The organism is Klebsiella michiganensis, assembly GCF_015139575.1.
GTDB lineage: Bacteria > Pseudomonadota > Gammaproteobacteria > Enterobacterales > Enterobacteriaceae > Klebsiella > Klebsiella michiganensis.
The window spans coordinates 644232-661805 of sequence record NZ_AP022547.1; the positions used below are offsets into that span (position 1 = coordinate 644232).

Below are 17574 nucleotides of genomic sequence, written 5' to 3' on the forward strand. Positions count from 1 at the left end.
TATACTTCGCGCCGAAGCTGACCAGACAGTCGCCGCTTCGTCGTCGTCCTCTTCGGGGGAGACGGGCGGAGGGGAGGAAAGTCCGGGCTCCATAGGGCAGGGTGCCAGGTAACGCCTGGGGGGCGCAAGCCCACGACCAGTGCAACAGAGAGCAAACCGCCGATGGCCCACGTAAGTGGGATCAGGTAAGGGTGAAAGGGTGCGGTAAGAGCGCACCGCGCGTCTGGTAACAGTTCGCGGCACGGTAAACTCCACCCGGAGCAAGGCCAAATAGGGGTTCATAAGGTACGGCCCGTACTGAACCCGGGTAGGCTGCTTGAGCCAGTGAGCGATTGCTGGCCTAGATGAATGACTGTCCACGACAGAACCCGGCTTAACGGTCAGCTTCCTCATTCAAAGAAAACCCTCGTCAGAAATGGCGGGGGTTTTTGTTTTCGGCTAAAGGTTGAAACAGAGGGCAGATGAATGACTGTCCACGACGCTATACCCCACAAGAAAGCGGCTTAACGGTCAGCTTCAACTTTCTACAAAACCCCTGCCAGCGATGGCGGGGGTTTTTGCTTCATACGGCAGGTTGAAATACAGGACAGATGAATGACTGTCCACGACGCTATACCCCAAAAGAAAGCGGCTTAACGGTCAGCTTCAACTACTTCTAAAGCAATACGTTGGCATGTCTCAGACCTTTAAAGGTGAAAATGCGACGCAAACTGTGATACAGACGAGGCATACCAACGGCTGTTCCATCCCTAATACCCTCAAGTGCGACAACCGCTATTGCCTTTATTTCAGACTCCCGTCAGGCGTTTTTTTCGTGTGTCTCTGGGCTGCGATTCAGCGAGTAGAGCAAGATTTATATCTTCCCACTCTTTATGATCATTTCTTTTATAAAAGCGTCCAGGATGGAGCCAGCCCAACTTTTGGACATAGTGCAGAAAATGAAGAAATTAGAACAAAAAGACATTGATGATTATTTACCGCCTTTATCATTTCAGCGGCCTGGGTGTTAAACGTAGACGAGGTCGATGATTTCATGAAGGAGTGTCTGACAGTCACTGCTTCCTTCGGTATATCCGGCAACGTAACCCGGAACAGACAAACACGGCGAACGGGCAGGCACAGCAAAAGCTTTGATACTTCACAAAGCGAATGAAAAAACAGGAGGTATTCATTATATGAATTTTTTTAAAACATAGTTTCACTTTAAGGGGGAAACAACTTTCTGCTTGTGGTTGTTATTTGTACAATGAGTGTTGGACAAGATAAATTCACAGTAAGTAGAGGGATTTATGAAGCAATACACCAACGAACTCACGCCATCCGTACTCGCATCATTCAATCATCCATTCAGCGCAGAGCAACTGGCAAACGCAGACGAAGAGCAACGCCAGATTTTCAAATCCCATATTGAAGAAATGAAAGATCGTTCTTTAATGGCAATTTGGCGTTTTGCTACGACTGGAGCGCTCACCCGAAACGGTGGAAAGATTGAGAAAGCCAGCGCCAACGACACTTTTATTCTTGAGGATGGGAGCGAGGTTACTCGGGCAATGGTTGGGGATGACGTTGTTTATCCTGACGGAACACGCGCGAAAATCATCAACGGATCGGGGTCAGTCAATACCAACGGCAACGGCGTTTCTTATGCTCTCGTAGGAAGCCAGCTTGATAACGGTGATGTGATTGTTAGCACCCCACAAGATTATGCTCTCCTCTGCCAGTTAGACAACAGCCCAGCAATGCCAGCCGATTTTCTCGCTCCAGCGGCGCTCTAAAAAAAGGAGTCCAGAAAATGTCTACAGGCTTTTGGGTTGTGAAAGGCGATAAAACAACATGCGGGGGATCGGTACTGACCGGACACCCGAAAGGGAAGCAGATTGGCCCGAATCTAAACAGACAGGCAACAGTGGGCTGCCAGGTATCCTGCGGTAAACACCCAGGTATTTACAGCGTGGCAGGTGGATATCCTGGAGAGTATATTCATGGTCAATTAGCCGCCAGTACGCTCTACAGCCGCTCTACCTGTCCGTGTAAGTCATTTTTCATCGCCACCCATACTTTTATGCGACACGGCCCTTATCAGGCACCAGTGCGGGCAACATCCACACCAGCGGCCGCGAAAGCCACACCTGATTCAGTACAAGAACCAGAGCAGCACGCCCAAGTAGCGAAGAAGCAAAACAGTTTTGCTGACACCTGCAAGCCAGAAGATAACCAACTTCTGAACGGCGTTTACATCTGGACTGAAACCACCGACGCAGGACATGCTTATGTTTCTGTACACGAGAATAACTCGATCTATGTTTACACATACGGGCGCTTTGGTCGGAAAGGCCCGGCCACATTAACAGGTGATGGGATTCTTAACTTCCTGACTGGCGATGATGCACGCCTTTACTATCGTGAAGAACTGTACAAATACCAAGCGAGAGTTTTTCAGATCGACGATGTTACTACGGAGGAAACCCGCAGAATTTTTGAATCTCTATGGAACTCCGGTAAAACACCCGTTTTCACGGAGGCGATGGGAGACCGTACTAAGCGGCGCGGAAAGGTGATAGACGTTTACGATTTAACCGGCAGCAACTGCACAACTCACACGGTACAAGTGATCAGAGAAGCAGGGACTAAAATCTTTGACACCAGTTACACATCGACAACAACGCAGCTTCGTATCGACAATGAAGAAGATTTCACTATCCCTGTATCTTTACAGCGTTACTTGACGGAAAAGAGCGGCGATCTGTCTTCAATGAACGTTATGGAAGTCACCAGCTCATTCAGAGAACAGTATCCGAACATCGAACAATTCAAGCCTAACTCTGAAAGCCTCACAGGACGAGTGGAGGAAGGGCTTGCTAACAGTGCGTCAACGGTTGGATCATCTTCGGGCTATTCTGGGGGCACGATTGGCGGCATTTTAGGTGGTTCGTATGACATTGACGAATAGAGCAAAGGCTATCCTTCGATGGGGAGGTATTGCTTTAGTATTCGCAATCTACTCTATTGCCTTGATGATACCAGTGCTTGATTTTGGACTAACCCGGAAATACAACGGCCCCCCTTCAACAGGTCAGATGGAAGCTCGTTTATGTGAAGCGATCATAGATGACTTATCGCGTTCAGTGGATAGCCTCTTAATCACTGCATTTGTCGGTAGCGCCATTTGTCTTTTTTTAGTCTTGCTTATCTTCAAGAAAGTGAGATGACCGTCAAAGGCTGGAGAGATCCAGCCTTTCCCCTTTTCCCTGTTTTTAGACAATACAAGTCTAATACACGTTGGTGGTAAGACAACGCACTGGAGTGCCCCCCGAGCCAGTGTCATTGCCTCACTTCTGAACAGAAAGAGATTTAAGGAGATCTGCCAGCTATACAAAGAGAAGTTCGGCAGCCTTCCCGATGCCGTATTATTGTTCGAGAACGTTAACTCACTTTACTTCAAGGGCGCATACGGCATAAAAACGCAGTTTATATTTATGCCGCTATTGTGGAATAAAAGCTCAATACTGACCAAAAATGATGATAAAGATTTCATCCGGGGATTACCGAAACGGATTATCAGGCCATTTTATGTAGAGGCACTTCTTGGTCTGGTTAGTATAGTATTTTTTGTAATTGCAGGGATTTTGATGCTGGCGATAAAACACGGTTGGGTGTGAAAGACACGTACCTGGCGGGCTTTACCCTGCCATACAAAGTGAGATACGGTCTGCGACACAATCCCCAGCGCCGCAGATACCTGACGTATGGTTGAACGAAGCCGGCTGAGCGGTCCGTTTCAACTTATTAGACAACCCCTGCCAGCAATAGCGGGGCTTTTGCTTTGGGTTGTAGCAACGGCGCGGGTGTAGTCGATCAGGAAAGGCGTCAGCCGCCACCTGACAAGAAAGCGGCACAATGGGGGAAACAGATTTGCCATCAACCGCATTATGACTCATACGGTTATGCGTCCTTCTTGCTTAATTAATATATTTAAAATAAATGACTTCAATTGTAGTATTCATGTTTGTTATGTATTTCCTGATTTAACTACATTTATGCGAACTATTTTTTACATTTCGTCATCGGCTTATGAAAAATAATAGCCAGCCACATCGGTGATAATTAATCAGGATAAAACAAAAAATGAAATTAATGACTCGCATTGCAGTGACAACCGTCCTCGCTACGGGCTTCTCAATGGCGGCACAGGCTGCGGATGTTAACGCTGCGCCAGTCCCTGCGCAGGATCCGATTGTCCAACACTTAAAACTGACCCAGGATCAGGTAACGAAAATTAAAAGCCTGCACCAGCAGCTGGAAAAAAACGTTCAGCAGATCTCCCAGAAAGATATTAAAGACGGCGTATTATTTGATGTGATTGATTCCGGAAAATGGAATGAAAAAGCGGTCAAAGATCAGCTGGCGGCGTTTAGTAAAGTCGAACAGCAGGTCCGCTATTATCGCGTGAAGTACTATTTTGATGTGAATCAGGTCCTGACGCCAGAACAGCGTAAGCAGGTCCAAAAAGATTTAGCTCAGGCGCTGAGTGAGTAAATCTATCGGCCCCGGCCGGGGCCGATATTGACGTCAGGCGACGCTTTCTTCTTCCTGGAGCCGTATCTCCGCTTCTGCGACGATCGCCTCCAGTTCGCTCAACATCTCTTCATAACCAAAGCTAACCGTTGTTATGGTTTCTGGCTGCGGCTGCGACGCTGCCAGCACCGCTTTTTTTGTTTTCTTCTTGCCCACTGACACACTCCCTTACTGCCGTTGTTACACAGGTAAATCTATCAGCAAAGCGCGCAGCGGCGTATCGGCAACGAGGGTAATGTTAGCTTCGTCACGAATAAACGCGCCATCACCGCAGGTCAAAGCCTGTTTCTCTTCTTCCTGCACTCGCGCATGTACCGTGCCGTGAATCGACTGCAGGTAGGCGCGTGGGCCGTGGAGCTGCACGTTAAGCTGCTCGCCTTTCGCCAGATTGATATGGTGGATCCATACCTGCTGGCGCAGCTGGAGACTGTTCTGGCTGCCGTCCGGCGAAGCCAGCAGCTGCTGCGCTCCCTCGGCGATAGCGATTTTTTGCACCAGCGGGTTTTCATGCTGCGGGCAGGCGTCCAGCCACAGCTGGATTCGCGTCAGCGAGCTCTCTTTGCTCAGGTTGTGCTCGCTGTAGCTCACGCCGGGCTGGGTGGATATCAGCAGCGCTTCGCCAGCTTTAGCCTGGATATGGTTGCCATCGCTGTCGCGGTATTCCGCTTCACCTTCCAGTATCAGGTTCAGAATGTCGACTTTCGGATAGGTACGCGGCTGGAACGACGCGCCGGGCGCCAGGACTTCCTGGTTGAGCACGCGCAGCGACGCGTAACCTAGCAATTTCGGGTCGAAGTAGTGGCCAAAGGAAAAGGTGTAGCGGGCCTGCAGCCAGCCGAAGTCGGCTTGACCGCACTGTTTGGCTGTTCGGGTTGTAATCATCTTCTTGACCTCTCTTTACACTAAATCAATGGTAAAGGTATGGACGCTGTATTGTTAGCCAGATATTCTGCCCGGTATGTTCAAATTTCCTGAATGAGAGAACGATGGCTAAAGAGAGAGCATTAACGCTGGAAGCGTTACGCGTTATGGATGCGATTGACCGGCGCGGAAGCTTTGCGGCGGCGGCTGATGAGCTTGGTCGAGTGCCTTCAGCGCTCAGCTATACCATGCAAAAGCTGGAAGAAGAGCTGGATGTCGTTCTGTTTGACCGTTCAGGTCATCGAACAAAATTCACCAACGTTGGCCGAATGCTGCTCGAGCGCGGGCGCGTTCTGCTGGAAGCGGCGGATAAGCTGACAACCGATGCTGAAGCGCTATCGCGCGGCTGGGAAACGCACCTGACCATCGTCACCGAGGCGCTGGTACCCACCACCGACCTGTTTCCGCTAATTGAAAAGCTCGCGACCAAATCGAACACCCAGCTGTCGATTATTACCGAAGTGCTGGCCGGGGCATGGGAGCGCCTTGAGCAGGGGCGGGCGGATATTGTCGTTGCGCCGGATATGCATTTTCGTTCCTCCTCGGAAATTAACTCCCGTAAGCTCTACTCGGTTATGAGCGTCTACGTTGCCGCCCCCGACCATCCCATTCACCTCGAGCCTGAGCCGCTTTCTGAAGTCACGCGCGTGAAGTATCGCGGCGTGGCGGTGGCGGACACCGCCCGCGAACGTCCGGTGCTGACGGTGCAGCTGCTTGATAAACAGCCGCGGTTAACCGTGAGCTCGATCGAAGATAAACGCCAGGCGCTGCTGGCAGGGTTGGGCGTCGCCACGATGCCCTATCCGCTGGTTGAGCGGGATATTGCCGAAGGGCGCCTGCGGGTGGTCAGCCCGGAGTACAGCAACGAGATCGACATTATTATGGCCTGGCGCCGGGACAGCATGGGTGAGGCAAAATCATGGTGTCTGCGGGAAATCCCGAAGCTATTTATGGCAAGATAAAACAAAATGCGCCCCTTTTTGACGAGGGGCGCATGGTCAGTAAGAGGTCGGTTTCGGGTCCGGCCCGAAGCGGTTATTGCCGGGAGTGCCGTTCTGGCAATTGAAGACCAGGATCACCAGCCAGCCGATCACGGGGATCAGCAGTAATAACAGCCACCATGCCGAGCGGTCGGTGTCGTGCAATCGACGAAACTGCACCGCCCACCACGGTAAGAATATCAGCACGCCATAGATGGTCGTCAGAATGCCTTCCCCTCCGGCGCGCTGCCATCCGAGCATTTTATCAATAATGCTGAGTACGCCGGTCAGGATGATGTTGACCAGAATAAACATCCAGTACTCTTTGCGCCGGGCGCGGCCGCCAAATCCAATGTAGTTTTTTAATACTTTAAGATACCAGTCCATTTTTACGCCTCGATTAACCGTCAATCACTTGTTTTTAAAGCGATCGAAATAAGAATAGACGTGAATGAAATGGTGGTAAATATTTGTTTTGTGAATTATTGGGCGCGGTAAATGGCGCCCAACGGATTAGCGGAAGCGAAGATCGCGGCCGTGCGGTTCGTTAAGATCCTGCTGCGGGCCGACGGAGATAATCCCGGTTGGGTTGATCGTCTTATGGCTACGGTAGTAATGGTTGCGAATATGGGCAAAATCCACCGTTTCCGCGATGCCCGGCATCTGGTAGATATCGCGCAGGAAGCCATAAAGATTGAGATAATCGCTGATGCGGCGTTTGTCGCATTTAAAGTGGGTCACATACACCGGGTCGAAACGAACCAGGGTGGTCCACAGACGAATATCGGCCTCCGTCAGCTGGTTACCGGTCAGGAAGCGGTGTTGACCAAGGATTTGTTCCAGACGCTCCAGAGACGTAAATACCCCATCGACCGCTTCGTCATAGGCCTGCTGGCTGGTGGCGAATCCGGCTTTATAGACCCCGTTGTTGACGTTGTCATAGATCCAGCCGTTCAGCTCATCAATTTGCGCGCGCAGCTCAGGCGGGTAGTAATCTCTAGCGCGGGCACCCAGTCCGTCAAACGCGGTATTCAACATGCGGATGATTTCCGCCGACTCATTGCTGACGATGGTTTGCTGCTTTTTGTCCCACAACACGGGCACCGTGACGCGCCCGCTGTAGTGGGGATCGGCATGCAGATAAAGCTGATAAAGAAATTCGTGCTGGTAGAGGGTATCGCCCGTCGCTGCCGGGAAGCTATCGTCGAAAGTCCAGCCGTTCTCGAACATCAGGGGGTTGACCACGGAGACGGAAATAAACGGCTCCAGTCCTTTCAGGCTGCGCAGGATCAGGGTGCGATGCGCCCATGGGCAGGCCAGAGAAACGTACAGATGGTAACGGTCTTTTTCCGCAGCGAACCCGGCTTCGCCGCTTGGGCCCGGCGCGCCGTCGGCGGTTAGCCAGTTGCGAAAGGCGGACACAGAACGCTTAAATCGCCCTCCGGTGGATTTGGTGTCATACCAGGTATCGTGCCAGACGCCGTCAACTAATTGTCCCATTATTTCCTCCTTCAGATAGCAAAAGCGAGGAGAAGTCCCCTCGCTTTTTTATTTACTAGTATAGTGCGCTTACCACTTTTTATTCAGGACGCGGTCAATACTAAAGGCGCCTGGACCGGTGATAGCCAGCAGCAGGAAGCCGCCTGCGATGCTCAGGTTTTTCATGAACATCAGCGAGTTCACGCCCTCAGCAAAGTTGCTGTGGAACAGAAACGCGGTCAGCACGGTGAAGCCTGCGGTGAACAGCGCGGTGGTGCGGGTCAGGAAACCGAACAGAATCGCCAGACCGCCGCCGAATTCAAGCAGGATAACCAGCGGCAGCATAAACCCAGGGACGCCCATGGCTTCCATATATTGTTGAGTACCCGCATAACCGGTGATTTTTCCCCAACCTGCGGTGATAAACAGAATGGGCATCAGAATGCGCGCTACCAGTACACCAACATCTTCTAATTTTTTCATTTCTTACTCCAGAAAACCCAAAGGGCGGCGATTTTGTTTTTTGGTGCAATCCTGCGTAGTTACGCGGGCTTGCTGTCGATGGAGAGGATATTAGCGAGGATGAGATGTGATTGTTAGCAAGGAAAACTGTAGATCTTCTTCAAAGTTTCTGAGTAATTATTGATAAAGGACATGAATGTAAGTGGGGCTGTAGCGGGTCGTACAGGCGGTGCTGCGCAAAATGACGGCAGACGCTGAAAGGCGAAAACGTTCTGCTGGTGAGCAAGAAGAGGGGGCAAACCTGACGGGGACTGTGAGAGAGAGGGATGCCGGGCGGCGGCTGGCGCCGGACCCGGTCATTACCCTTAGCGCGAGGTGGACTGACGCAGCAGATTGCGGGCCATCCGCCAGGTGCTCCAGATACCGAGGCTGCGCTTTGCCCAGCGCATCAAAAAGCGCGGATGGCGAACGGACCATATTGCCACGATGCCGCTGCCGACCATTGCCCATGAACGCAGATTGAGGAAGGTGTTCCAGCCGCGATCAATGGGCGCGGTCGCTTCAATCCAGTGGCGGTGGCTGGCGCTAAGGTCCAGCCGCTGCTGTTGGATCAGGCGCAGCAAAAGCGCTTTTTGTCGTTCGCGTTCCTGCCGTTCGCGGCTCATGGCTTATCGTCCTCCAGCAATGCGCGGTCGTTAGCCAGCTCCTGACGCGTGAAGCGCAGGAACGTTGAACGTCGGGCTTTGCGTAAGGTCCAGATACCGCCAATGAGCGCTGCCAGCAGCAGGATAGCGGTGGTGGCGATCATCACGTTGAGCCGATACTGCGCATCGACGGCCCAGATGACGAGCACCAGCATGCTCATCAGCCCGAACGCGGCAAACAGCAGCGTCAGCCCGAGCATCAGGAACAGCTGGAAGAGATTGGCTTTCTCCTCTTCCAGCTCCACGACGACCAGGCGCAGGCGCGTTTCCACCATCTCGACCAGCAAAGTGACTATTCGCTGTCCGATGCCGAAAACGCTTTGCCCAGGCCCTTGCGTGCTTTTAGAGTTCGCCATAATTAACGACGCGTCAGCAGGACACCCAGTACCAGCCCGACGGCAGCACCAATTCCCACGCCGGTCCAGGGGTTTTCACGGACGTATTCATCTGCATGCGCAGCGGTTTCTCGCGTTTGCTTCAGGAGAGCATCGCTGGTTTCACCCAGGCGAACACGGCTTTCCTTCAGCGCGCTTTCGGCTTTACTGCGCAGCTTACCAATCTCTTCTTTCGACTTATCCGTGGAGGAGTTCAGCACTTCTTCCAGGGTATCAGCCAGCGTCTTCAGTTCCGCACGCAGGTCTTCTGCAACGTTATCTTTAGCCATGTTTATCTCCTGTTAAAGTGGTCCATATTGGTCTTGCTTAATCGATTAGTACTCGCGAGACTGCAGCTCTTTCAGTTCCTGCTGCGCTTCATCAAGTTTACGTTGACGCTTGCTGATTTTGTCAGCATCGCCTTTCTGTTCGGCTTCGCGCAGGTCGTTCCGACGTTCGGTAATTTCTTCCTGCTGTTTGGCGATTTTTTTCTGGTGATCGGCTTTGAGCTGGCTGTCGCTGCAGTGCGCTTTTACTTCGCTCAGCGCCTTTTTCAGACCGTCAATACGGTGCTGGTTATGATGCTTTTCTGCGTAGCTGATCTCCCGCTGGATATCCTGCTCTTTTTCCTGGCAAGGGGAGATGGCAAAGGCGCTGGCGCTCAGTGATGACAGAACCAGGATCAAAGCGATGCGGTGTTTCATGGATACGACCTTCCATTGTGTGGGGGAATATCTCAGGATATCCCCTATCCAGTTGAGTAACGTGAGTCTGGTGACGCCCGCAAACTTAATGATAGTAAGTAAACCGGGAAATCACCAAACAGGGTGAATATATTCGGAATTTTCGTGGATTACCCGAATCTGTGCGGCGTATCGCGCAGGCGCGAAATCCAGGCGGTAGGCGAATCATCGTCTTCCACTAAAGCGATAATATAACCATGCGGTAGAGCGCGGCCCAAAACTTCTTTTGCCGCGGCGCCCTGAGCGCTGGAGTCAAACTTGATAAGCAAACCGTCATTCTGCGGCGTAATGCTTTTAAAACGGATACCGTTAGCATCGAGATGGTGCCAGACGGAAAAACCGTCCGGCATGCTGATACCCTGACTAACGGGACGAATAGCCAGCGTGGATTCCTGCTGTTGCACGGTGAGCCAGAGCCAGAACAGGCCGCACAGGAGTAGCGAACCGCCCAGCACCCAGCTTATCTGACGCAGAGAGGAGCGTGTCATCTCCATCGTTAGCCCCGGCTTCTGTATTTTTTCTTCCACAGGACAATCAGCGAACCTATCAGGCCAAACACCAGCAGCGCGACGGGCAGCAGCATCAGGCAGGACATCAGCTGATCTTCATACTTCAGGAATACCGGCGTTTTCCCCAGCAGGTATCCCAGCGAGGTCAGAATCAGAACCCACAGCAGCCCGCTCATCCAGTTAAAAAACTGGAAGCGTGCGCTGCTCAGGCCTGATAGCCCGGCGATGGTCGGCAGCAGCGTACGAACGAAAGCGATAAAGCGGCCAATCAGCAGTGCGGAAAGCCCGTGCTTATGGAACAGGTGATGCGCGCGCTGATGATAGTGCGAAGGGAGGTGCGATAGCCAGTTTTGTACGATTCGCGTATTGCCAAGCCATCGGCCCTGAATATAGCTCAGCCAGCAGCCGAGACTTGCCGCCGCGGTGAGCAGCAGCAGCGTTTCCGGAAAGCCCATCGCGCCTTTGGCTATCAGGACGCCGACCAGCACAAGCAGGCTATCGCCGGGCAAAAAGGCGGCGGGCAGCAAACCGTTCTCAAGGAACAAAATCATAAATAAGACAAAGTACAGCATGCCAATCATGGAGGGATTAGCGAGAGTTTCGTAATCCTGAGCCCACAAGGCGTTCAATAATTGGGTTAATAGTTCCATTCACGATTCCTGGTACATCGGTTAACGGCACGTCTGAACGCGGTATATGCACGGCGACATAGCTTTTTATTAGATTATGGTCGCTACTGCGCTCTGAACGGTTCCCTGTTTAAAAGTGAAGTAAGCCAAAGCTAACTCTCAGAACGACAAAATGCATCTAATTGTAACAAACCCGCTGACTTTACGTCATAGAAATTGCAGTTTGTTGCATTCTGATTTTGCTGATTGCGAAGGAGGGTGGCGAGTGTATTTACACAGGCTGACACTATATATGCTTTGCTTACCCTGAGGCTTTACGGGCAGCGGAGGAATCGCTGCCCTGCAGAAGGAGAACGTCTATTTTACGCCGTTGGCGGCCGTATCGAGATGAACCACGGGATTATCGGCAAACAGGTAGCGATCGGCATTGAATTCAAAGTCGTCGCTGGTTTCGTTGAACAACATCAGCTTGGTATTTTCCAGATGCTGCCACATCGCCAGCTTAGCCGCATGCGGATCTTTGCGAATCAGCGCTTTAAGAATTTGGTCATGATCGTCACACCAGTTATCGACGGTACGTGAATCGATATGGTCGTGCAGTTTTTTCCAGTACGGGTTATGCACGCGCTGGGTCCACATTTTTTCGACGATAGCGGCTAACGCCGTATTTTGCGTCGCCAGCGCGACCTGGACATGGAACTGAAGATCCCATTCGGAATCGCGGAAGCACTTCTCTTTACGCGCTTTTTCCTGGATTTCCATCAGCTTCATGATGTCCTGCTTGGTCACCTGAGTCGCCGCGAATTCGGCAATATTGCTTTCTATCAGCTGACGGGCCTGCAACAGCTCAAAAGGACCATAATTGGCAAATTCCAGCGATTCGTCGGCAATTTGCTGATGTTTTGGATGATTAGAGATGACGTGGATGCCGGAGCCTTTGCGGACCTCAACGTAGCCTTCAACTTCCAGCATAATGATGGCTTCGCGAACCACGGTACGACTTACGCTTTTTTCATCAGCGATAAACCGCTCTGCGGGTAGCTTATCGCCCACAAGGTAGACACCTTGTTCAATGCGCGTTTTAAGCTCAGCAGCAAGCTGCTGATACAGACGACGCGATTCAGTGATTTCCATATTCGCTCCCGGGAGATGGCGACAATATTGGATTTGTTATACCACTTTTACGCGCTTCTCACCATAAGAAGAGACGAAAAAGCCGCCTTAATCAAGGCGGCTTTCGGAGGGGATAACTCGCGTGCCTCTAGCTTTGCGTGGCGGGTTTACTCGTTTCCAGCGGTGTCGTGTCGTCATCCGCCGATTTATTTTTCAGCACGGTCCAGATAACCACGGCGCCCAGCACATCGAAAACCGCCAGCACGGCGAACAGCGGGCTAAAGCCGATAGTGTCCGCCAGCGCGCCAACCACCAGGGCAAACATCGTGCTCGCCAGCCAGGCGGCCATACCGGTCATGCCGTTCGCCGTCGCTACTTCGTTACGCCCAAACACGTCGGAAGAGAGGGTAATTAACGCACCGGACAGCGCCTGGTGAGCAAAGCCGCCGACGCACAGCAGGGCGATAGCGACAAACGGGCTGGTGAACAGACCGATCATCCCCGGGCCAATCATCAGCACCGCGCCCAGGGTGACGACCATTTTGCGCGAAACGATGAGGTTAACGCCAAACCAGCGCTGGAACAGCGGCGGCAGATAGCCCCCAACGATACAGCCAAGATCGGCAAACAGCATCGGCATCCACGCAAACATCGCGATCTCTTTCAGGTTAAAGCCGTAGACTTTAAACATGAACAGCGGGATCCAGGCGTTGAAGGTCCCCCACGCCGGTTCGGCAAGGAAACGCGGCAGGGCGATACCCCAGAACTGACGGTTGCGCAGAATCTGCCACGGCGACATTTTCTTGCCGTTGTTGGTCTGATGCTGAGATTCCTGGCCGCCGATAATGTAGTCGCGTTCTTCTTCAGTTAATTTTTTCTGATCGCGCGGGTGTTTGTAGAAAATCAGCCACGCCATCGCCCAGGCAAAGCTCAGAACGCCGGAGATAATAAACGCCATCTGCCAGCTGTGCATCACGATGGCCCAAACCACCAGCGGTGGGGCAATCATGGCGCCGATCGAGGAGCCGACGTTGAAGTAGCCAACGGCGATAGAACGCTCTTTTGCCGGGAACCATTCGGAGCTGGCTTTTAGGCCCGCAGGGATCATTGCCGCTTCGGCGGCACCCACCGCGCCGCGCGCCAGCGCCAGACCGCCCCAGCTTCCCGCCAGCGCCGTAGAGCCGCAGAACACTGCCCATGCGATAGCAAAGAAGGCATAGCCGATTTTAGTGCCTAAAACATCCAGCACGTAGCCGGCAACGGGTTGCATAACGGTATAGGCAGCGGAATAGGCCGCGATGATATAGGAATACTGTTGGGTGGAGATGTGTAACTCTTCCATCAGAGTCGGCGCAGCTGCCGCCACAGTGTTACGCGTCAGGTACCCCAGCACGGTACCTAACGTCACCAGTGCGATCATGTACCAACGTAACCCTTTAATTTTACGCATGTAAACCTCATCGTTTGTTATATATCCGCAGCGGGTGCGGCTATCTTCCAGCCCTGTAACTGAGGCGAAGAAGGTGAAACGGAGGGTTCAGGAGAGGAAACCTCGTATGGCCCGAACCTTGCCATTAACTGTTGTGTCTAATTCGGTGTCCATACCGGTAAATCCGACGTGATAGTTCGTCGGTAATGCATTCCGTCGGTTTATATGTTTCGACGGCAGCAAGATAACTTGTCATACAACTTCAAAAGTTGAGTGACGTCACAAAAGTGGGAAAGTTTGTGTGGGCATTCGTTCATGCGAAAAAGGCCAGAGCTGGCGCGCTCTGGCGGGGCGTTTACTCCTTTGATGGTACTTTTTTTGTCATCGTTTATTGATCTAACTCACGAAAAATACTTCGGCCTGTGGAAATTGGTGTGATAACTTTGTCAGCATTATAGTCAATCATCTGATGGGCTCCCCAGGGGGCGAAGAGGACACGAAAATGACACCGTTTATGACCGAAGATTTTCTGCTTGATACCGAGTTTTCCCGCCGCCTGTACCACGATTACGCGAAAGACCAGCCGATTTTTGACTATCACTGCCACCTGCCGCCGCAGCAGATCGCGGAGAATTATCGTTTCAAAAATCTGTATGACATCTGGCTGAAAGGCGATCACTATAAATGGCGCGCGATGCGTACTAACGGCGTAGCCGAGCGTTTGTGCACCGGCGATGCTTCCGATCGCGAGAAATTTGACGCCTGGGCGGCCACCGTACCGCATACCATCGGTAACCCGTTATACCACTGGACGCATCTTGAGCTGCGCCGTCCTTTTGGTATTACAGGTAAGGTTCTCTCTCCGGCGACGGCGGATGAAATCTGGAATCAGTGCAACGATCTGCTGGCGCAGGATAGCTTTTCCGCTCGCGGCATCATGCAGCAGATGAACGTGAAAATGGTCGGCACCACCGACGATCCGGTCGATTCGCTGGAACATCACGCCGCCGTCGCTAAAGACAGTTCATTCTCCGTGAAAGTACTGCCGAGCTGGCGCCCGGACAAAGCCTTCAACATCGAACAGGCCACCTTCAACGACTACATGGCGAAGCTGGGCGAAGTGTCTGACACCGACATTCGCCGCTTTGCCGACCTCCAGTCCGCGCTGACCAAACGTCTGGATCACTTCGCCGCTCACGGTTGTAAAGTTTCTGACCACGCGCTCGACGTGGTGCTGTTCGCCGAAGCCAACGAAAGCGAACTGGATAGCATCCTGGCGCGTCGTCTGGCGGGTGAAGCCCTCAGCGAGCATGAAGTCGCGCAGTTCAAAACGGCGGTACTGGTCTTCCTCGGCGCGGAATACGCCCGCCGCGGCTGGGTGCAGCAGTACCACATCGGCGCGCTGCGCAACAACAACCTGCGCCAGTTCAAACTGTTAGGGCCGGATGTAGGGTTTGACTCCATTAACGACCGCCCGATGGCGGAAGAGCTGTCCAAACTGCTCAGCAAACAGAACGAAGAAAACCTGCTGCCGAAAACGATCCTCTACTGCCTGAACCCGCGCGACAACGAAGTGCTGGGTACCATGATCGGCAACTTCCAGGGCGAAGGCATGCCGGGCAAGATGCAGTTCGGTTCCGGCTGGTGGTTCAACGATCAGAAAGACGGTATGGAACGTCAGATGACCCAGCTGGCGCAGCTTGGCCTGCTGAGCCGCTTTGTCGGGATGCTGACCGATAGCCGCAGCTTCCTCTCCTACACCCGTCATGAATACTTCCGCCGCATCCTGTGCCAGATGATTGGCCGCTGGGTTGAAGCGGGAGAAGCGCCGGCGGATATTCAGCTGCTGGGCGAGATGGTGAAAAACATTTGCTTTAACAATGCGCGTGACTACTTCGCCATTGAACTGAACTAAGACCAGAGGTCGGTTGATATGCAATACATTAAAATCCATTCGCACGATAACGTCGCGGTAGCGTTGGCGGATATGGCGGCAGGCACGGTAGTCACCATTGACGGCGATACTGTCACGTTGGCGCAGGATATTGCGCGCGGGCATAAGTTTACGCTGCGCGGCATTGCGAAGGGAGACAACGTCATTAAGTATGGTCTGCCGATAGGGCATGCGCTGGCGGATATTGCGCCGGGGGAACATATCCACTCCCATAATACGCGTACTAACTTAAGCGATCTCGACGCGTACAGCTATCAACCGGATCTGATCGAACCCGCCGCGCAGCCGGCGGATCGCGACATCCAGATTTATCGTCGCGCCAATGGTGAAGTCGGGGTGCGCAACGAGCTGTGGATCCTGCCGACCGTCGGCTGCGTTAACGCCATGGCGCGCCAGATGCAGAACCGTTTTCTGAAGGAAACCAACGACGCGGAAGGTATCGACGGCGTTCATCTCTTCAGCCATACCTACGGCTGCTCACAGCTCGGTGACGATCACATCAACACCCGTACCATGCTGCAAAATATGGTGCGCCACCCGAACGCCGGGGCGGTACTGGTGGTCGGCCTGGGCTGCGAAAACAATCAGGTTGATGCCTTCCGCGAAACGCTGGGCGAGTTCGACCCTGACCGCGTCCACTTTATGATCTGCCAGCACCAGGATGACGAAGTGGAAGCCGGGCTGGAGCATCTGCGCCAGCTATATGAAGTGATGCGCCACGACAAGCGCGAGCCGGGTAAGCTGAGCGAACTGAAGTTTGGTCTTGAGTGCGGCGGCTCTGACGGTTTGTCCGGCATCACCGCAAACCCGATGCTGGGCCGCTTCTCGGATTATCTGATTGCCAACGGCGGCACCACCGTGCTGACCGAAGTGCCGGAAATGTTCGGCGCCGAGCAGCTGCTGATGAGCCACTGTCGCGATGAAGAGACGTTTGGCAAGCTGGTGACGATGGTTAATGATTTCAAACAGTACTTTATCGCTCATGACCAGCCGATTTATGAGAATCCATCGCCGGGCAACAAAGCGGGCGGTATCACGACGCTGGAGGATAAGTCGCTGGGCTGCACGCAGAAAGCGGGCTCCAGCCAGGTGGTCGACGTCCTGCGCTATGGCGAGCGGCTAAAAGTGCACGGCCTGAACCTGCTGAGCGCCCCGGGCAACGATGCGGTTGCGACCAGCGCCCTGGCCGGCGCGGGCTGCCATATGGTGCTCTTCAGCACCGGTCGCGGCACGCCGTACGGCGGTTTTGTGCCAACGGTGAAAATTGCCACCAACAGCGAGCTGGCGGCAAAGAAAAAACACTGGATCGACTTCGATGCCGGTCAGCTGATTCACGGTAAAGCGATGCCGCAGCTGCTGGAGGAGTTTGTCGATACCATTGTGGCCTTTGCGAACGGTAAGCAGACCTGCAATGAGCGTAATGATTTCCGCGAGCTGGCGATATTCAAAAGCGGCGTCACCCTTTAATTACTCGTCATCTTTCACGCCACAGCTGCGGCGTGAAACCTTGTTGAGTAATAAAGGGAGTCGTTTCAAAAGCGGCGTTTCAGAGTATGATGCGCCGTTTTGTCTTATACCCTAAATAATTCGAGTTGCAGGAAGGCGGCAAGTGAGCGAATCCCCGGGAGCTTACTGAAGTAAGTGACCGGGGTGAACGAACGCAGCTAACGCACATGCAACTTGAAGTATGACGGGTATATAA

Annotated in this window: 19 protein-coding genes, 1 other RNA gene and 1 pseudogene; 8 read left to right on the top strand and 13 right to left on the bottom strand. The window is 52.9% G+C overall.

Annotation, left to right across the window (positions count from 1 at the left end; all coding sequences use genetic code 11):
- The first annotated feature begins 13 nt into the window (after positions 1-13).
- From rnpB to JLG71_RS03135, 5 genes and pseudogenes are all read left to right on the top strand, one after another.
- Positions 14-392, top strand: an RNA gene (gene rnpB / locus JLG71_RS03115) — RNase P RNA component class A.
- Between the two features lie 580 nt (positions 393-972).
- Positions 973-1090, top strand: a pseudogene (locus JLG71_RS03120) (IS3 family transposase); the annotation flags it as partial.
- Between the two features lie 199 nt (positions 1091-1289).
- Positions 1290-1775 carry a PAAR domain-containing protein gene (locus JLG71_RS03125; RefSeq protein WP_185219784.1) on the top strand — a complete coding sequence of 162 codons (486 nt, stop codon included), beginning with the start codon at positions 1290-1292 and terminating at the stop codon, positions 1773-1775.
- Between the two features lie 17 nt (positions 1776-1792).
- On the top strand, positions 1793-2950 hold the full coding sequence (locus JLG71_RS03130) for a PAAR domain-containing protein (protein WP_185219785.1): 1158 nt from the start codon (positions 1793-1795) through the stop codon (positions 2948-2950).
- 1175 nt (positions 2951-4125) lie between these two features.
- A complete protein-coding gene (locus JLG71_RS03135; RefSeq protein WP_032751388.1) occupies positions 4126-4536 on the top strand; it encodes a Spy/CpxP family protein refolding chaperone in 411 nt (136 codons plus the stop codon).
- A 33-nt stretch (positions 4537-4569) separates the two neighbouring features.
- On the opposite strand, the gene JLG71_RS03140 is transcribed toward JLG71_RS03135, so the two are convergent.
- Complete coding sequence (locus JLG71_RS03140) at positions 4570-4731, bottom strand: hypothetical protein (protein WP_162934508.1); 162 nt, start codon at positions 4729-4731, stop codon at positions 4570-4572.
- A 24-nt stretch (positions 4732-4755) separates the two neighbouring features.
- Positions 4756-5457, bottom strand: coding sequence for a pirin family protein (locus tag JLG71_RS03145; protein WP_014226945.1), 702 nt, complete (start codon positions 5455-5457; stop codon positions 4756-4758).
- Positions 5458-5561: 104 nt separating this feature from the next.
- On the opposite strand from JLG71_RS03145, the gene JLG71_RS03150 reads away from it, so the two are divergent.
- The gene (locus JLG71_RS03150) at positions 5562-6458 is read left to right on the top strand and encodes a LysR family transcriptional regulator (protein WP_014226944.1); all 897 of its coding nucleotides are present in this window, start codon (positions 5562-5564) and stop codon (positions 6456-6458) included.
- Between the two features lie 36 nt (positions 6459-6494).
- On the opposite strand, the gene JLG71_RS03155 is transcribed toward JLG71_RS03150, so the two are convergent.
- From JLG71_RS03155 to JLG71_RS03205, 11 genes are all read right to left on the bottom strand, one after another.
- Complete coding sequence (locus tag JLG71_RS03155) at positions 6495-6863, bottom strand: DUF805 domain-containing protein (RefSeq protein WP_004105984.1); 369 nt, start codon at positions 6861-6863, stop codon at positions 6495-6497.
- A 126-nt stretch (positions 6864-6989) separates the two neighbouring features.
- Complete coding sequence (locus JLG71_RS03160) at positions 6990-7976, bottom strand: glutathione S-transferase family protein (RefSeq protein ID WP_200913963.1); 987 nt, start codon at positions 7974-7976, stop codon at positions 6990-6992.
- 69 nt (positions 7977-8045) lie between these two features.
- The gene (locus JLG71_RS03165; protein ID WP_004125512.1) at positions 8046-8438 is read right to left on the bottom strand and encodes a DoxX family protein; all 393 of its coding nucleotides are present in this window, start codon (positions 8436-8438) and stop codon (positions 8046-8048) included.
- A gap of 344 nt (positions 8439-8782) precedes the next feature.
- Positions 8783-9082 carry a YqjK-like family protein gene (locus JLG71_RS03170; protein WP_049071567.1) on the bottom strand — a complete coding sequence of 100 codons (300 nt, stop codon included), beginning with the start codon at positions 9080-9082 and terminating at the stop codon, positions 8783-8785.
- Positions 9079-9477, bottom strand: coding sequence for a phage holin family protein (locus JLG71_RS03175; RefSeq protein ID WP_200913964.1), 399 nt, complete (start codon positions 9475-9477; stop codon positions 9079-9081). Before JLG71_RS03175 ends, JLG71_RS03170 begins: the two co-directional genes overlap by 4 nt.
- A gap of 2 nt (positions 9478-9479) precedes the next feature.
- Complete coding sequence (locus tag JLG71_RS03180; protein ID WP_200913965.1) at positions 9480-9785, bottom strand: DUF883 family protein; 306 nt, start codon at positions 9783-9785, stop codon at positions 9480-9482.
- Between the two features lie 45 nt (positions 9786-9830).
- The gene (locus tag JLG71_RS03185) at positions 9831-10199 is read right to left on the bottom strand and encodes a DUF1090 domain-containing protein (protein ID WP_014226939.1); all 369 of its coding nucleotides are present in this window, start codon (positions 10197-10199) and stop codon (positions 9831-9833) included.
- Between the two features lie 149 nt (positions 10200-10348).
- Complete coding sequence (gene mzrA / locus JLG71_RS03190; RefSeq protein ID WP_161506366.1) at positions 10349-10726, bottom strand: EnvZ/OmpR regulon moderator MzrA; 378 nt, start codon at positions 10724-10726, stop codon at positions 10349-10351.
- Positions 10727-10734: 8 nt separating this feature from the next.
- Complete coding sequence (gene yqjA, locus JLG71_RS03195; RefSeq protein WP_004125499.1) at positions 10735-11397, bottom strand: DedA family general envelope maintenance protein YqjA; 663 nt, start codon at positions 11395-11397, stop codon at positions 10735-10737.
- Positions 11398-11733: 336 nt separating this feature from the next.
- Positions 11734-12510, bottom strand: coding sequence for a transcriptional regulator ExuR (gene exuR / locus JLG71_RS03200; RefSeq protein ID WP_004854448.1), 777 nt, complete (start codon positions 12508-12510; stop codon positions 11734-11736).
- A gap of 127 nt (positions 12511-12637) precedes the next feature.
- The gene (locus JLG71_RS03205) at positions 12638-13939 is read right to left on the bottom strand and encodes an MFS transporter (RefSeq protein WP_004854445.1); all 1302 of its coding nucleotides are present in this window, start codon (positions 13937-13939) and stop codon (positions 12638-12640) included.
- A gap of 481 nt (positions 13940-14420) precedes the next feature.
- Here JLG71_RS03205 and uxaC point away from each other — a divergent pair, with 481 nt between their 5' ends.
- Entirely contained in the window at positions 14421-15833 is a 1413-nt protein-coding gene (uxaC, locus tag JLG71_RS03210; protein ID WP_025108313.1) for a glucuronate isomerase, read from the top strand.
- A gap of 18 nt (positions 15834-15851) precedes the next feature.
- Positions 15852-17339, top strand: coding sequence for a UxaA family hydrolase (locus tag JLG71_RS03215; protein ID WP_014226935.1), 1488 nt, complete (start codon positions 15852-15854; stop codon positions 17337-17339).
- The last annotated feature ends 235 nt before the right edge of the window (positions 17340-17574 follow it).